Raw genomic sequence first — 15375 nt, forward strand, 5'->3', positions numbered from 1 at the left:
CCGTCGATGACAGGTCAACCGCTATAGAATCCGGGCCATGCGCAATTCGCTGCTCGATCCCTACGAAGACCTGCCGCGCGATGTCGTGGTCACCTCGAACGACTACGCGGCAGCGTCCACCTTTCCGCGCCATGCCCATCGGCGCGGGCAGTTCGCGTTCGCCGCGCGCGGCACCATCAGCGTGACGACACCGCAGGGGCGCTGGCTGGTGCCGCCACAGCGCGCCTGCTGGGTTCCCGCCGGGCTGGTCCACGAGATGACGATGCGAGGGCCGGTGACGATGCTCAACGCATTCCTTTCCATCGAGGCCGCCGCTGCGGTGGCGATGCCGGCACAGTGCCACGTGTATGCCGTTTCGCCGCTGTTGCGGCAGCTGCTGGAGGGCGCAGTGAACCTGCCCGCGCTGTACGACGAGGACGGGCGTGCGGGCAAGCTGATGCAGTTGCTGGTAGCGGAGATCGCGTCGATGCCGATGCTTTCCCTGCATGCGCCTTTGCCTGCCGATGCACGCCTCGCGCGCGTCTGCCGGGCGCTGTTTGATGCGCCCTCGCTCGCCATCGGGCTTGATGAGGTGGCTGCGGATGCGGGCATGAGCCGGCGCACGTTCACGCGGACGTTCCGCGCGTATACCGGAGTGAGTTTCGCCGAGTGGCGGCAGCAGGTGTGCCTGATGGCGGCCATCGAACGGCTGGGCCAGGGGCAGGCAGTGACACGCGTGGCACTGGACCTGGGGTATGCGAGTCCCAGCGCGTTTTCTGCCGCGTTCCGGCGCGAGCTGGGGTGTTCGCCGAGCCGGTATTCAGAGGTGTAGTACCGGGTCCGGGTTTGGCTGCCGTGCTCTGAGCCATGCTCGACTCGGCAAGAGCAGTCGAGCATGGCTCGACTCTACAGAAGCGTGCCAACCAAGGTTGGCAGCTACCAGAGCCGAAGCAAAAAAAAACGCCCCGCGGATGCGGGGCGTTCTCGGCACAACCTACGCGGGGCGATCAGCCCTGGTAGTCGCGCACGTCGCTGCCGGTGTAGACCTGGCGCGGACGGCCGATCTTCATTTCCGGGTCAACCTGCTGTTCCAGCCAATGCGACACCCAGCCGGAGGTACGGCCCAGGGCGAACATGACGGTGAACATTTCGGTCGGGATCTGCAGCGCCTTGTAGATGATGCCGCTGTAGAAATCGACGTTCGGGTACAGCTTGCGGGCGACGAAGTACTCGTCCTGCAGCGCGGCCTGTTCCAGCTTCACGGCCACGTCCAGCAGCGGATCCTGCACGCCCAGCTGCTTGAGCACCTTGCTGGTCATCTCGCCGATGACCTTGGCGCGCGGATCGAAGTTCTTGTAGACGCGGTGGCCGAAGCCCATCAGGCGGAAGCCGGAGGTCTTGTCCTTGGCCTTGACCACGGCGGACTCGACGTTGTCGGCGCTGCCGATCTCTTCCAGCATCTTCAGCACGGCTTCGTTGGCACCGCCGTGGGCCGGACCCCACAGCGCGGTGACGCCAGCGGCGACCGACGCGTACGGGTTGGCACCGGTCGAGCCGACCAGGCGCACGGTCGAGGTCGAGGCGTTCTGCTCGTGGTCGGCGTGCAGGATGAACAGCAGGTCCAGCGCCTTGACCACGTCCGGGTTCAGATCGTACTGGCCGTCAGCCGACTCGAAGGTCTGCTTCAGGAAGCGGCTGACGTAGTCCAGCGAGGTGTCCGGCTTGTTGGCCGGCAGGCCCTTGCCGTGGCGGTAGATCAGCGCCGACAGGGTCGGCACCTTGGCGATCAGGCGCACGGCGGCCTGGCGGCGCTGTTCGGCGTCGGACAGGTCCAGCGAGTCGTGGTAGATGGCCGACAGCTGCGCGATCGCGGCTGCCAGGATGGCCATCGGGTGGGCATCCTTGGCGAAGCTGCCGATCAGCGTGTTGATCGAATCATCGACGTTGGCTTCGGCGGTCAGCTCATCGGTGAAGGCCTTCAGCTGCTCGGCGCTCGGGCGCTCGCCGTTGATCAGCAGGTAGGCCACTTCGACGTAGCTCGACTTTTCCGACAGCTGTTCGATCGGGTAGCCGCGGTACAGCAGCACGCCCTTGTCGCCGTCGATGTAAGTGATGGCGGACTTGCAGCTGGCCGTCGCGGTGAAGCCGGAATCGTAGGTGAAGAACCCCGTTTCCTTGGTCAGCTTCGCGATGTCGACGCAGTCGTTGCCAAGGGTGGGTTTGATGACGGGCAGAACGACGGACTTATCGCCGGCGTTGAGCGTGACCTGATCAAGATCGGACACTGTGTGCGCTCCTTCATGGGAAGGCGCCTGCCCAAGCGCATTGGTCAGGCACGTGAATGACGTCCTCGGCCTGTGCCGGGGATCACGCCATTATCGCACAGCAGCATTTGCCCGGCGCTAGACAGAAGTCGTAGACGGCAGGCGGCCAGAACCCGGCCAGCAAGCGGCCCGGATCGGCAAAAGCGTTGTCACACGAACGCAGTGTTCCGTCCATCCAAACGCCCGTTGGGTTGGCGTTGGGGAAAAACAAACGGCCGCGCAGAGCGCGGCCGTCGGTTCGAAGCTGGATCGACAGATCAGCGCGCGTAGCGCTTCTGGAACTTGTCGATGCGGCCCGAGGTGTCGATGACCTTGTGCTTGCCCGTGTAGAACGGGTGCGAAGCAGAGGAAATTTCAACCTTCACCAGCGGGTAGTCGTTGCCGTCTTCCCACTTGATGGTTTCCTTCGTCGCCATGGTCGAGCGGGTCAGGATCTTGAAATCGGAGGTGACGTCATGGAAGACGACGTCGCGGTAGTTCGGATGGATATCGGCCTTCATGGGCTCACACCGTAAATGGGCTGGTGGTCAAGAGCGGCATTATAAGCACCGGTTGCCGCCCGGGGCAACCGGTGCCGGTCAATCGGCTTCAGTCCGCGCCCAGGGCCTGGCGCACCAGGGCCTCGAAACGCTGCTGGTCGTAGGCCATCAGCAGATCGCAGTTGTCCGGCTGGCCGGTCTGGCGGTTCCAGTCGACGATGGTGGCGCCGCGGCTGAACGTTCCGTTCAGCTCCACGTTCAGCGGCCGCGATTCGACCTGCAGCTGCCCTTCCGGGTTCAGCGCCCAGGCCATGGCGACCGCGTCGGCGGTGTACCAGCGGCCGCCCTTGCTGTCTTCGGACAGGCCACGGGTCTTGCGCGAGATCAGCTCGTAGAAGCGGGCACGATCGGAGTCGGCCCGCAGCCACTTCTCGGCTTCTTCCAGCGGCAGGCCGTGGGCGACGGTGGCCTCCCAGTCCGACACCAGCAGGTGCTTGAACGAGGTGAACACCACATGCGCCGCTTCCGGATCGAAGGCGATGTTGAACTCGGCCGCCGGGGTGATGTTGCCGTGGCAGGTGACCGCCCCGCCCATCACCACGATGCGCTTGATGCGCTGGGGCAGGGTCGGGTCCAGCTTCAGTGCCAGCGCCAGGTTGGTCAGCGGGCCAAGCATCACCAGCATCAGTTCGCCGGCATGCTCGTGCGACAGGCGCAGGATGGCCAGCGCAGCGTGCTCGGCTTCAGCCTGGCGGCTCGGCGGTGGCAGGTCCACGTCGCCGTAACCATCACGGCCATGCACGTGGGCAGCGTCGACGGAGGGATGCAGCAGCGGATCCGGGCTTCCGGCAAACACCGGCACGTCGGCGCGGCCGACGATGTCGCAGAGCTTGAGGGCGTTGCGGACGGTGTACTGCAGGCCGACATTGCCGGCGGCGATGGTCAGGGCGACCACGTCATGCCGTTCATCGGCAAAGGCCATCAGCAGGGCCAGGGCGTCGTCCACACCGGGGTCGGTGTCGATCAACAGGGGGATCTTGTGGGTCATCGTTGCCGTCTTCAGATCGGCAACGAAGTGTGGACCGGGATGATGACCGTTGCAAGTACGGGGGTGGGGGTTCTGGCAGGGCTGCGCCCTGCACCCGCCGAGGCAGGAGCAACGGCAAGAGCAAAAGCTGGCTATCCGTGGGATGGCGGGGTGGGTCCGATGGCGGGGGACGGCGTGAATACATCCATGTAGCCTCGGTCGCGCCATCCATGGCGCTCACGCCCCCGCCACCGGACCCACCCCGCCTTCGACAATTTCCCGCGGTCTGTCGGAACGGCGTTCTGCTCTGGTAGGTGTCGACCTTGGTCGACACATCCACGGATTGATCGAATCGGCTCTCTGTAGAGTCGAGCCATGCTCGACTCACGCGCGCAGCGCGAAAAGCAGCCGAGCGTGGGCTCGGCTCTACAGTAGATCCACGCCATGCGTGGATGTGTGGACCAAGGACCACACCCACCAAGGCGGCATTACGCCGAGGCGTAGCGCACGGCGGTGCCGATCCAGCGCTGCACCACGCGGTCGGCCAACGCGGGCTGCTGGTCCAGCAGGCGCTCGGCCAGGTCATGCACGCCAGGCAGCAGGCCGGCGTCGCGCGCGAGATCAGCAATGCGGAAACCGGCCAGGCCGGTCTGGCGGGTGCCCAGCAGTTCGCCGGGGCCACGCAGCTCCAGATCCTTCTCGGCGATGACGAAACCATCGTTGGTTTCACGCATGGTCTGCAGGCGCTCGCGCGCCATCTGCGAGAGCGGTGCCTGGTACAGCAGCACGCAGCGCGACACGGCCGAACCACGGCCCACGCGGCCACGCAGCTGGTGCAGCTGCGCCAGGCCGAGGCGTTCGGCGTTCTCGATCACCATCAGCGAGGCATTCGGTACGTCCACGCCCACTTCAATCACGGTGGTCGCCACCAGCAGGTCGATCTCACCGGCCTTGAACGCCACCATCGTCGCCAGCTTCTCGGCGGCCTTCAGGCGGCCATGCACCAACCCGACGCGCACGCCGGGCAGCAGTGCCTGCAGCGACTCATAGGTGGCCTGTGCCGGGGTGGCATCCAGCTCTTCGCTTTCCTCGATGAGCGTGCACACCCAGTACACCTGCCGCCCTTCCTGGCAGGCCAGCGCGATGCGCTCGATCAGTTCGGGACGGCGGTCGTTGTTGAGTGCCACGGTCTGCACCGGTGTGCGGCCGGGCGGCAGTTCGTCGATGGCCGAGACATCCAGGTCGGCGTATTCGGACATCGCCAGCGTGCGCGGAATCGGCGTGGCGGTCATCACCAGCTGGTGCGGCACGCTGTTGCCGCCCGCGCCCTTGTCGCGCAGGGCCAGACGCTGGTGCACGCCGAAGCGGTGCTGCTCATCGACGATGGCCAGGGCCAGATCCTGGAACACCACCGCTTCCTGCATCAGCGCGTGGGTGCCGACCACCACCTGCGCTTCGCCGTTGGCGACCTGTTCCATCACCTTGGCGCGCGCCTTGCCGGTGACCTTGCCGGCCAGCCAGGCGATACGCACGCCGAGCGGTTCCAGCCAGCCGCGCAGGTTGTTGAGATGCTGCTCGGCCAGCAGTTCGGTGGGGGCGGCCAATGCGACCTGCTTGCCCTGCTCCACCGCCAGCATCGCCGCCAGTGCGGCCACCACGGTCTTGCCGGAACCGACGTCGCCCTGCACCAGCCGCAGCATCGGGCTGGGGCGCGCGAGGTCTTCACGGATCTGCTTGAACACGCGCGCCTGTGCGCCGGTCAGGGCGAACGGCAGCTGCTTCAGCAGCGCCTTGGCCAGCTTGCCGGGGCCGGCCAGCGGCGGCGCGTGGTGCGCCTGCAAGGCAATGCGCTGGCGACGCAGGCTGAGGTGATGGGCCAGCAGTTCTTCCATCGCCAGGCGACGCTGCGCCGGGTGGGTGCCTGCTGCCAAGGCAACCAGATCGGCATCCGGCGGCGGCCGGTGCACGGTCAGCAACGCGCTGCGCAGCGACGGCAGGCCGAGGCCATCCAGCCAACCGCTGGGCAGCAGTTCCAGCGTGCTTTCCTCGGGCAGGCGATCCAGGGCCTGGCCGATCAGCTTGCGCATCGTCATCGGGCCAACGCCTTCGACGGTGGGATACACCGGGTCGAGGCGGTCGCCGAGTTCGGGATCGTCGTTGCGGCCCAGCACCTGGTAGCTGGGATGGACGATTTCCAGGCCGAGATGGCCGGGTTTGGGGGTGCCGAAGCAGCGCAACCGGTTGCCGACCGCGAACTGGCCGACCTGCTGCTGGCGGAAATGGAAGAAGCGCAGCACCAGGGTGCCCTGCCCTTCATCCTCCACGGCGACCTTCAGCATCGGCCGGTAGCGCATGCCGTGTTCGACCGCGACCACCCGCCCTTCCACCTGCGCCGGCACGCCGTTGCGCAGGTCTTCGATGCGGGTCAGCCGGGTCCGGTCTTCATAGCGCAGCGGCAGATGAAGCCAGAGATCCTGCAGGGTGGCCAGGCCACGCGCCTGCAGTTTGGCGGCCACGGCCGGGCCCACGCCCGCAAGCATCGCCAGGGATGCTTCGCCGGACGGTGACAGGACCGGGGTGACCGCCGCCTTGCGTGCCACGTGGCGGTCAGTCGATGACCATCACCGCGTCGACCTCGAAGTTGGCGCCCTTCGGCAGGCCGGAGACTTCGATGGTGGAACGGGCCGGGTACGGGGCCTGGAAGTAGTCCTGCATGACCGCGTTGACCTTGGCGAACTCGCCCAGGTCGGTCAGGTACAGGCCCAGACGCACGACCTTGTCCAGCGAGCCGCCGGCGGCTTCGGCCACGGCCTTGAGGTTGTCGAAGGCGCGGCGGGCCTGTGCTTCGACGTCGCCGGCGCCGACGATGTCGCCGGTGGCCGGGTCGAGCGGGATCTGGCCGGAGAAGTACACGGTGTTGCCGGCGCGCACGGCCTGCGAGTACGGGCCGATGGCGGCGGGGGCCTTTTCGGTGTTGATGATCTGGCGGGACATGGGTCGCTCCGGTGCTTGGGGGAAAACAGAGCGGTGATTGTACCGGGTGGGGGCGGTATCGGCTGGGGTCGGATCCGTTTCCCGGCGGGAAATGGATCCGACCCCATGTGTCCGCGGGACATCATCCACGCATGGCGTGGATCTACTGGCGGCGTACCGACTGCACGACCGACAGGCGGCGCAGGCGGCGCATCACTTCGGCCAGGTGGTTGCGGTCGCGTACTTGGATGTTGAACGCCAGCACGGCGGCGTTGAAGTCGCGGTCCAGGTAGTCCACGCGCTCGATGTTGGAGTGGCTCTGCGCGATGGCGGCGGCCAGCTGCGCCAGCACGCCGGTGCCGTTTTCCACTTCCACCACCAGCGAAGTGTCGTAGTCGCCGGAGACGGTAGTGTCCCAGCCGATCGGCACCCAGCGCTCGGGCGACTTGCGCAGCTCGGCCAGGTTCGGGCAGTCCATCCGGTGCACCACGATGCCCTTGCCGGCGGTGTGGTAGCCCATGATCTCGTCGCCGGGAATCGGCTGGCAGCAGCCGGCGAAGGTGACCACGCCACGCTCGCTGCCGTTGATCAGGATCTTTTCCTGCGAATGGTGGCGCGAATGCGGGCCGCCACGCAGTTCGGCGTAGGCCATCAGCGCCTGCGCGGCCTGGGTCGGCATCCAGTTGCCCAGTGCGACCTCGGCCAGCAGCGCCTCCAGGCGCGGGAAGCGGTGTTCGGCCAGGAACGCATCCAGGCGCCCCTTCGGCAGGCGCTCCAGCGACGAATCCATCGCTTCCAGCGCACGGTCGAGCATGCGGTGGCCCAGCTGCACGGCGTCTTCGTGCTCCAGCTGCTTGAGCTGGTGGCGGATGGCGGTGCGTGCCTTGCTGGTGACCACGAATTCCAGCCACTGCGGTTTCGGCGTGGCCGAGCGCGCGGTGATGATCTCCACCGACTGGCCCGACACCAGCTTGGTGCGCAGTGGCACCAGTTTCTTGTCCACGCGCGAAGCCACCGCCATGTTGCCGACGTCGGTGTGCACGGCGTAGGCGAAGTCCAGCGCGGTGGAGTTGCGCGGCAGGGCCAGGATCTTGCCCTTCGGGGTGAACAGGTAGACCTCGTCCGGGAACAGGTCGACCTTGACGTTGTCGAGGAATTCCAGCGAGGAACCGGCGGCGCGCTGCGAGTCGATCAGCTCGACGATCCAGGCGTGGGCGCGGCTCTGTGCACTGTTGGGTGAATCGCCACCGAACTTGTAGGTCCAGTGCGCGGCCACGCCGCGTTCAGCGATCAGGTCCATTTCCTCGGTACGGATCTGCACTTCGATCGGCGAGCCATACGGCCCGAACAGCACCGTGTGCAGCGACTGGTAACCGTTGGCCTTGGGAATGGCGATGAAGTCGCGGAAGCGACCATCCAGCGGCTTGAAGGTGGCATGCACCGAGCCCAGCGCGTGGTAGCAGCTGGGCACGCTGCGCACGACCAGGCGGAAGCCGAACACATCCATCACCTGGTCGAAGGATTTGTTCTCGTCGCGCATCTTGTTGTAGATGCTCCACGGGGTCTTGATGCGGCTGATCAGCCGATGCTCGATCCCCTCCTTGGCCAGGCGCTGTGACAGCTGCACTTCCACCTGCGCCATCGCCTCGCGGCGCACCACCGGCTGGCTGCGGATGTGTTTTTCGATGATGGCGTGGCGCCACGGGTACAGCGCCTTGAAACCGAGGTTCTGCAGCTCGCTCTTGACCAGGCTCATGCCCAGGCGCTGGGCAATGGGCGCGTAGATCTCCAGCGTTTCGCGGGCGATGCGGCCTCGTGCTTCGCGGCTCTGCGCGCCCAGCGTGCGCATGTTGTGCAGGCGGTCGGCCAGCTTGATCATGATCACGCGCAGGTCGCGCGACATCGCCAGCAGCATCTTGCGGAAGCTCTCGGCAGCCGCTTCCTGGCGGTCGCGGAACTTCAGCTTGTCCAGCTTGGTGACGCCGTCGACCAGTTCGGCCACGGCTTCGCCGAACTCGGCGGCCAGCGCCTCACGGGTCAGCGGGGTGTCTTCGATGGTGTCGTGCAGGATCGCGGCGATCAGCGCTTCCACGTCCAGACCGAGCTCGGCCAGCACCTGGGCCACGGCCACCGGATGGGTGATATAGGGCTCGCCCGACTTGCGCGTCTGCCCAGCGTGTGCGGCGGCTCCGACTTCCCAGGCACGGCGCAACAGCGGCAGCTGTTCCGGCGGCAGGTAATGGGCGGCGCGTTCAAGCTGGAGGACGTAGTCGGGTACGGCGGCAGTGGGGGCTGCGGCGACCTTGGCAGTGGGGCCTGGGTTCATGCCCGCAGCCTATTCCAGCGCGACGTTTACGGCAAATCCTGAATGCGAAACAGCCCGCACGGGGCGGGCTGTTCGGCACATCCAACGATTACGTTGATCGATGCGATCAATCGTCGTTCTTGGACATGTCTTCGTCGGCGACCACTTCCGCGGCGGCCCACTCCAGCGCTTCGCGCTCGGCACGCTCACGCTCGGCCTTCTCGACTTCGTCGATCAGCGCGTTGTCGATCTTGCGGGCGGCGATTTCGCGCAGCGCCAGCACGGTCGGCTTGTCCTCGGTCTCGCTGTTGTCCAGCGTGGCCTGCACGCCGTTGGCGAGCTGGCGGGCACGCTTGGAAGCCATCATGACCAGTTCGAAACGGTTGTTAACGACTTCCAGGCAATCTTCTACGGTGATGCGGGCCATACGGGCTCCCGGCGACCGGTCGGCCGCTCAGTCGAATGAGGGAAAGGGGACGGAGTGTACTGGCAGGGGCTGGACAAAATCAAGCCAACCCCTACCCGATTCTTTTGGAATCAGTCAGTTGCGCCCGGATCGGGGGTCAACAGGGCCTGGATCAGGCCGGCGTGGCGGACCTTCTGGGCCTCCCGGCGCAGGCGGCTGGCGGTGAAGATGGCGCACAGCTCGTCTACCGCGGTGTCGAACACCTCGTTGACGATGACGTAGTCGAACTCGTTGAAGTGCAGCATTTCATCGCGGGCGGCGCCCAGGCGCTGGGCGATGACCGCCTCGCTGTCCTGGCCGCGCTTGCGCATGCGGTCCTGCAGGGCCTGCTTGGACGGCGGCAGGATGAACACGGTGACCGTGCCCGGCACCAGCTGGCGCACCTGCTGCGCGCCCTGCCAGTCGATCTCCAGCAGCACGTCCTGGCCGGCGGCCAGCTGCGGCTCCACCGACTGGCGGGCGGTGCCCTTCCAGTCGCCGTGCACCCAGGCATGCTCGAAGAAGTCGCCGGCGGCGATCATTTCCTCGAACTTCTCCGCAGAGACGAAATGGTAGTGCTGGCCGTTCACCTCACCCGGGCGCATCGCGCGCGATGTGAAGGAGATCGACAGGGCGATCTGCGGGTCACGCGCCAGGGTGGCATTGACGATGCTGCTCTTGCCGGCACCGGAGGGGGCGGCAACGATGTACAGCGTGCCGCGCGCAACGGCGTCCGACGGCTTCGACGGGGCGCTCATGCGCGGGATCCAACGGGTTGATTTCGCAAAATTTTTCCTCGATGTTCCAGATCCGGCGCGGAGGATCGCGCCAGGACGGCGGGGGCTGCGCGGAACATCCTGGAACCAGGCCCGGCAGACGCTTCCCCGGGGGGCGGGCACGCAACTTTACCAGAGCGGCCCCGTTGCGCGCCCGTCCGGCAGGCGCCGGGCCTTGTGCCACATGAGCATCCGGGGGCCTGTGCTATAACCGGGCCGTACCCAACGACAGCCCGGAGGCCTGCGCCTCCCCGCCATCCCAGGAGAACGGCATGCCATCGATGAGCCGCCGCCAGTTCCTGAAAGTGACCGGGACAACCCTGGTCGGCTCCAGCCTGGCATTGATGGGCTTCGCGCCCGGCATCGCGCTCGCGGAGGTCAGGCAGTACAAGCTGACCCGCGCGACCGAGACCCGCAACACCTGTACGTACTGTTCGGTGGCCTGCGGCATCCTGATGTACAGCCTCGGCGACGGTGCCAAGAACGCCGAGCCGAGCATCTTCCACATCGAGGGCGACCCGGACCACCCGGTCAACCGCGGCACGCTGTGCCCGAAGGGTGCCGGCCTGGCCGACATCATCCACAGCAAGTCGCGCCTGCTCTACCCCGAGTACCGGGCACCGGGCTCGAACGAGTGGAAGCGGCTGAGCTGGGACGATGCGCTGGACCGCATCGCGCGGCTGATGAAGGAAGACCGCGATGCCAACTTCGTGCAGAAGAACGAGGCCGGGCAGACGGTCAACCGCTGGCTGACCACCGGCATGCTGGCCGCCTCGGCCACCAGCAATGAAACCGCGGTGCTGACCCACAAGGTCGTCCGCTCCCTTGGCATGTTGGCATTCGACAACCAGGCACGTGTCTGACACGGCCCGACGGTGGCAGGTCTTGCCCCGACGCTAGGCCGTGGTGCGATGACGAATCACTGGGTCGACATCAAGAATGCCGACCTGATCCTGATCATGGGTGGCAATGCCGCCGAGGCACACCCGTGCGGGTTCAAATGGGTGACCGAGGCCAAGGCACACAACAAGGCCCGGCTGATCGTGGTCGATCCGCGCTTCAACCGCTCGGCCGCGGTGGCCGACGTGTACGCGCCGATCCGTACCGGCACCGACATCGTGTTCCTGGGCGGCCTGATCAACTACCTGTTGACCGAGGACCGCATCCAGCACGAGTACGTGCTGAACTACACCGACATGTCGTTCCTGGTGAAGGACGAATTCGCCTTCAAGGACGGCCTGTATTCGGGCTACAACAAAGAGAAGCGCAGCTACGACCGCTCCAGCTGGGACTACGCGTACGGTGACGATGGCTTCGTGCGCAGCGACCCGACGCTGAAGGACCCACGCTGCGTCTACACCCTGCTCAAGCAGCACTATGCGCGCTACACCGTGGAGATGGTCGAACGCATCTGCGGCACGCCGGCCGACAGCATCCGCCAGGTGTGGGAGATGATCGCGTCCACCGCCGGCAAGGACAAGGCGATGACCATCCTGTACGCGCTGGGCTGGACGCAGCACTCGATCGGTGCGCAGAACGTGCGTGCCGGCACCATGGTGCAGCTGCTGCTGGGCAACATCGGCGTGGCCGGTGGTGGCATGAACGCCCTGCGCGGGCATTCCAACATCCAGGGCCTGACCGACATCGGCCTGATGTCGGACCTGCTGCCCGGCTACCTGACGTTGCCGAAGCAGGACGAGCAGGACTACGACGCCTACATCGCCAAGCGCACGCAGAAGCCGCTGCGCGCCAACCAGATGTCGTTCTGGCAGAACTACCCGAAGTTCCACGTCAGCCTGATGAAGTCGTGGTGGGGCGACGCCGCCACCGCGGACAACAACTGGTGCTTCGACCACCTGCCCAAGCTCGACAAGCCGTACGACATGCTGCAGGCGTACGAGCTGATGAACGAGGGCAAGATCCACGGCTACATCTGCCAGGGCTTCAACCCGCTGGCCTCGGCGCCGAACAAGGGCAAGCTGATCAGTGCGTTCTCCAAGCTGAAGTTCATGGTCAGCATGGACCCGCTGGAAACCGAGACGATTGCCTTCTGGCAGAACCATGGCGCACTGAACGACGTCGACCCGAGCACGATCCAGACCGAAGTATTCCGCCTGCCGACCACCTCCTTCGCCGAGGAGAACGGCGCGGTGGTGAACTCCTCGCGCTGGCTGCAGTGGCACTGGAAGGGGGCCAATCCGCCGGGCGAGGCGCGCAGCGACATCGAGATCATGTCCGAGCTGTTCCATCGCATCAAGGCGATGTACGAGAAGGACGGCGGTGCATGGTGGGAGCCGGTGCGCGACCTGGCCTGGAAGTATTCCAACCCGGAACTGCCGACGCCGGAAGAACTGGCGATGGAATACAACGGCAAGGCGCTGGCCGACGTGTTCGATCCGAAGGACCCGACCAAGCTGGTGCGCAAGGCTGGCGAGCAGCTGGCCGCATTCGGCGACCTGCGCGACGACGGCAGCACGTCATCCGGCTGCTGGATCTACATCGGCGCCTGGGGCCCGACCGGCAACATGATGGCGCGGCGTGACAACAGCGACCCCACCGGCATCGGCAACACGCTGGGCTGGGCCTGGGCGTGGCCGGCCAACCGGCGCGTGATGTACAACCGCGCGTCGTGCGACGTGGCCGGCAAACCGTTCGACCCGCGCCGCACGCTGCTGGCCTGGAACGGCAAGAACTGGGGCAACGTGGACGTGCCGGACTTCAAGGCCGACGAAGATCCCGCCGGCGGCATGGGCCCGTTCATCATGAACCCGGAAGGCATCGCCCGCTTCTTCGCCAAGGCCGGCATGGCCGAGGGCCCGTTCCCGGAGCATTACGAACCGTTCGATACCCCGCTGCGCAGCAATCCGCTCAGCCCAGGGCAGGCACTGACGCTGAACAACCCGGCGGCACGCGTGTTCGCCAGCGATCGCGCACAGATCGGCTCGCCGGACGAGTTCCCGCATGTGGCCACCACCTACCGCCTGACCGAGCATTTCCACTTCTGGACCAAGCACGGCAAGTTGAACGCCATCATCCAGCCCGAGCAGTTCGTCGAGATCGGCGCGGCGTTGGCCGACGAGCTGGGCATCAACAACGGCAGCCGCGTGCGGGTCAGCTCCAAGCGCGGGCATATCGAAGCGGTGGCGATGGTGACCAAGCGCATCAAGGCCCTGCAGATCGATGGCAAAACCGTGCACCAGGTGGGGGTGCCGATCCACTGGGGCTTCCTGGGTGCGGCCAAGCCCGGATACATCGCCAATACGCTGACCAACGCCATCGGTGACGGCAACTCGCAGACGCCCGAATCGAAGTGCATCCTGGTCAAGGTCGAGAAGGTGTAGGAGACACGCCATGTCACTGCAATCCCTGGACATCATCCGCCGCTCGGCCACCACCACGCCCTCGCCGGAGGCGCGCGGCGCGCACACCGGCCAGGTCGCCAAGCTGATCGATGTGAGCAAGTGCATCGGCTGCAAGGCCTGCCAGGTCGCCTGCATGGAATGGAACGACCTGCGCGACGAGGTCGGCAGCTGTGTCGGCAGCTATGACAACCCGCCCGACCTGAGCGAACAGTCGTGGACGGTGATGAAGTTCCGCGAGTACGAAGACGAGAAGGGCAAGCTGGAGTGGCTGATCCGCAAGGAAGGCTGCATGCACTGCAGCGACCCGGGCTGCCTGAAGGCCTGCCCGTCGCCCGGTGCGATCATCCAGTACGCCAACGGCATCGTCGACTTCCAGGAAGAGAACTGCATCGGTTGCGGCTACTGCGTGACCGGTTGCCCGTTCGATGTGCCGCGCATTTCCAAGAAGGACCACAAGGCCTACAAGTGCACGTTGTGTTCGGACCGGGTGGCGGTGGGCCAGGAACCGGCCTGCGTGAAGACCTGCCCGACCGGCGCGATCACCTTCGGCAGCAAGCAGGCGATGACCGAGCACGCGGCCGGCCGCGTGGAGGACCTGAAATCGCGTGGCTACGAGAACGCCGGCCTGTACGACCCGCAGGGCGTCGGCGGCACCCACGTGATGTACGTGCTGCAGCACGTGGACAAGCCGGAGCTGTACGCCGACCTGCCCAAGGACCCGCGTATCAGCCCGATGGTGGAAGTCTGGAAGGGCGTTGCCAAGCCGCTGGGCGTGCTTGCGATTGCCGCCACCGCCTTCGCCGGCTTCCTGCACTACATCGGCATCGGCCGCAACACGGTGAACGAGGAAGAGGAAGAACACGCCGAGCGTGAAGCCGAGAAGATCGAGGAGGACCGGTCATGAGCCGCGCCCCACGCCCCCGCGAGATCATCCGCTACCGTGCACCGACCCGCATCAACCACTGGATCGTGGCGATCTGCTTCGTGCTGACCGCGCTGTCCGGGTTGGCGCTGTTCCACCCGGCCCTGTTCCCACTGACCCAGTTGTTTGGCGGTGGACCGTGGACGCGCATCCTGCACCCGTTCATCGGCCTGGCCATGGTGATCGGCTTTGCACTGCTGGCGCTGCGGATGTGGCGTGACAACTTCCTCAGCGCGGACGATCGTGCGTGGATGCGCGGCATGCGCGATGTACTGCGCAACGAGGATGAGAAGCTGCCGCCGGTGGGCCGCTTCAATGCCGGCCAGAAACTGCTGTTCTGGGCGATCATTGGCTGCCTGTCAGCGCTGCTGCTGACCGGCTTCGTGATCTGGCGGCAGTACTTCAGCCACTTCTTCCCGATCGGGGTGATCCGCTTCTCGGTGCTCGCCCATGCGTTGTTCGGCTGGGTGCTGGTGTGCGCGATCGTGGTGCACATCTATGCGGCGATCTGGATCAAGGGCTCGGTGCGGGCGATGACCCAGGGCAAGGTGACCTACGGGTGGGCGTACAAGCATCACCGGCAGTGGTTCCGGGACATCCTGCGCGGGCGGCGGGAACAGGGTTAGCGGCAGGGCCTGCGGCCCTGCACCCGCCTCAAGCCAAGGCAACAGCAACAGCGGCTATCCGTGGGATGGCGGGGCACTGTGGATTTGCGGGGACGCCGTGAACCCGTCCCTGGGGGCTTGGCCGCGGCATCCATGCCGCGGACACCCCGCAAACCCA

12 protein-coding genes are annotated in these 15375 nt (G+C 66.1%); 4 read left to right on the forward strand and 8 right to left on the reverse strand.

Annotated features, from left to right (window positions below; all coding sequences use genetic code 11):
- Nucleotides 1-37: 37 nt before the first annotated feature.
- Entirely contained in the window at nt 38-811 is a 774-nt protein-coding gene (locus tag AB1281_RS15795) for an AraC family transcriptional regulator (protein WP_430346360.1), read from the forward strand.
- A 175-nt stretch (nt 812-986) separates the two neighbouring features.
- On the opposite strand, the gene AB1281_RS15800 is transcribed toward AB1281_RS15795, so the two are convergent.
- From AB1281_RS15800 to gmk, 8 genes are all read right to left on the reverse strand, one after another.
- Nucleotides 987-2264, reverse strand: coding sequence for a citrate synthase (locus tag AB1281_RS15800; RefSeq protein WP_014038331.1), 1278 nt, complete (start codon nt 2262-2264; stop codon nt 987-989).
- Nucleotides 2265-2560: 296 nt separating this feature from the next.
- A complete protein-coding gene (locus tag AB1281_RS15805) occupies nt 2561-2803 on the reverse strand; it encodes a type B 50S ribosomal protein L31 (RefSeq protein WP_010484049.1) in 243 nt (80 codons plus the stop codon).
- An 88-nt stretch (nt 2804-2891) separates the two neighbouring features.
- Entirely contained in the window at nt 2892-3830 is a 939-nt protein-coding gene (locus AB1281_RS15810; protein ID WP_014038332.1) for a nucleoside hydrolase, read from the reverse strand.
- Nucleotides 3831-4297: 467 nt separating this feature from the next.
- Complete coding sequence (gene recG / locus AB1281_RS15815; RefSeq protein WP_430346361.1) at nt 4298-6409, reverse strand: ATP-dependent DNA helicase RecG; 2112 nt, start codon at nt 6407-6409, stop codon at nt 4298-4300.
- 7 nt (nt 6410-6416) lie between these two features.
- Nucleotides 6417-6803: a RidA family protein gene (locus AB1281_RS15820; RefSeq protein WP_005410875.1), complete on the reverse strand. Its 387-nt coding sequence runs from the start codon at nt 6801-6803 to the stop codon at nt 6417-6419.
- A gap of 142 nt (nt 6804-6945) precedes the next feature.
- On the reverse strand, nt 6946-9108 hold the full coding sequence (locus AB1281_RS15825) for a RelA/SpoT family protein (RefSeq protein ID WP_075676355.1): 2163 nt from the start codon (nt 9106-9108) through the stop codon (nt 6946-6948).
- 106 nt (nt 9109-9214) lie between these two features.
- On the reverse strand, nt 9215-9514 hold the full coding sequence (rpoZ, locus tag AB1281_RS15830; protein ID WP_005410877.1) for a DNA-directed RNA polymerase subunit omega: 300 nt from the start codon (nt 9512-9514) through the stop codon (nt 9215-9217).
- 110 nt (nt 9515-9624) lie between these two features.
- A complete protein-coding gene (gmk, locus tag AB1281_RS15835) occupies nt 9625-10290 on the reverse strand; it encodes a guanylate kinase (RefSeq protein ID WP_014038334.1) in 666 nt (221 codons plus the stop codon).
- A gap of 290 nt (nt 10291-10580) precedes the next feature.
- On the opposite strand from gmk, the gene fdnG reads away from it, so the two are divergent.
- From fdnG to AB1281_RS15850, 3 genes are read left to right on the forward strand one after another with little or no spacing between them, the layout of a single operon-like run.
- A complete protein-coding gene (fdnG, locus tag AB1281_RS15840; protein ID WP_430346362.1) occupies nt 10581-13649 on the forward strand; it encodes a formate dehydrogenase-N subunit alpha in 3069 nt (1022 codons plus the stop codon).
- Between the two features lie 10 nt (nt 13650-13659).
- Nucleotides 13660-14574 (forward strand): formate dehydrogenase subunit beta, encoded by a 915-nt coding sequence (gene fdxH, locus AB1281_RS15845; RefSeq protein WP_412704440.1) that lies wholly within the window; start codon nt 13660-13662, stop codon nt 14572-14574.
- Nucleotides 14571-15218 (forward strand): formate dehydrogenase subunit gamma, encoded by a 648-nt coding sequence (locus tag AB1281_RS15850; protein WP_164119395.1) that lies wholly within the window; start codon nt 14571-14573, stop codon nt 15216-15218. Before fdxH ends, AB1281_RS15850 begins: the two co-directional genes overlap by 4 nt.
- Nucleotides 15219-15375: the final 157 nt, after the last annotated feature.

This window comes from Stenotrophomonas sp. NRRL B-14846 (assembly GCF_050473585.1).
GTDB lineage: Bacteria > Pseudomonadota > Gammaproteobacteria > Xanthomonadales > Xanthomonadaceae > Stenotrophomonas.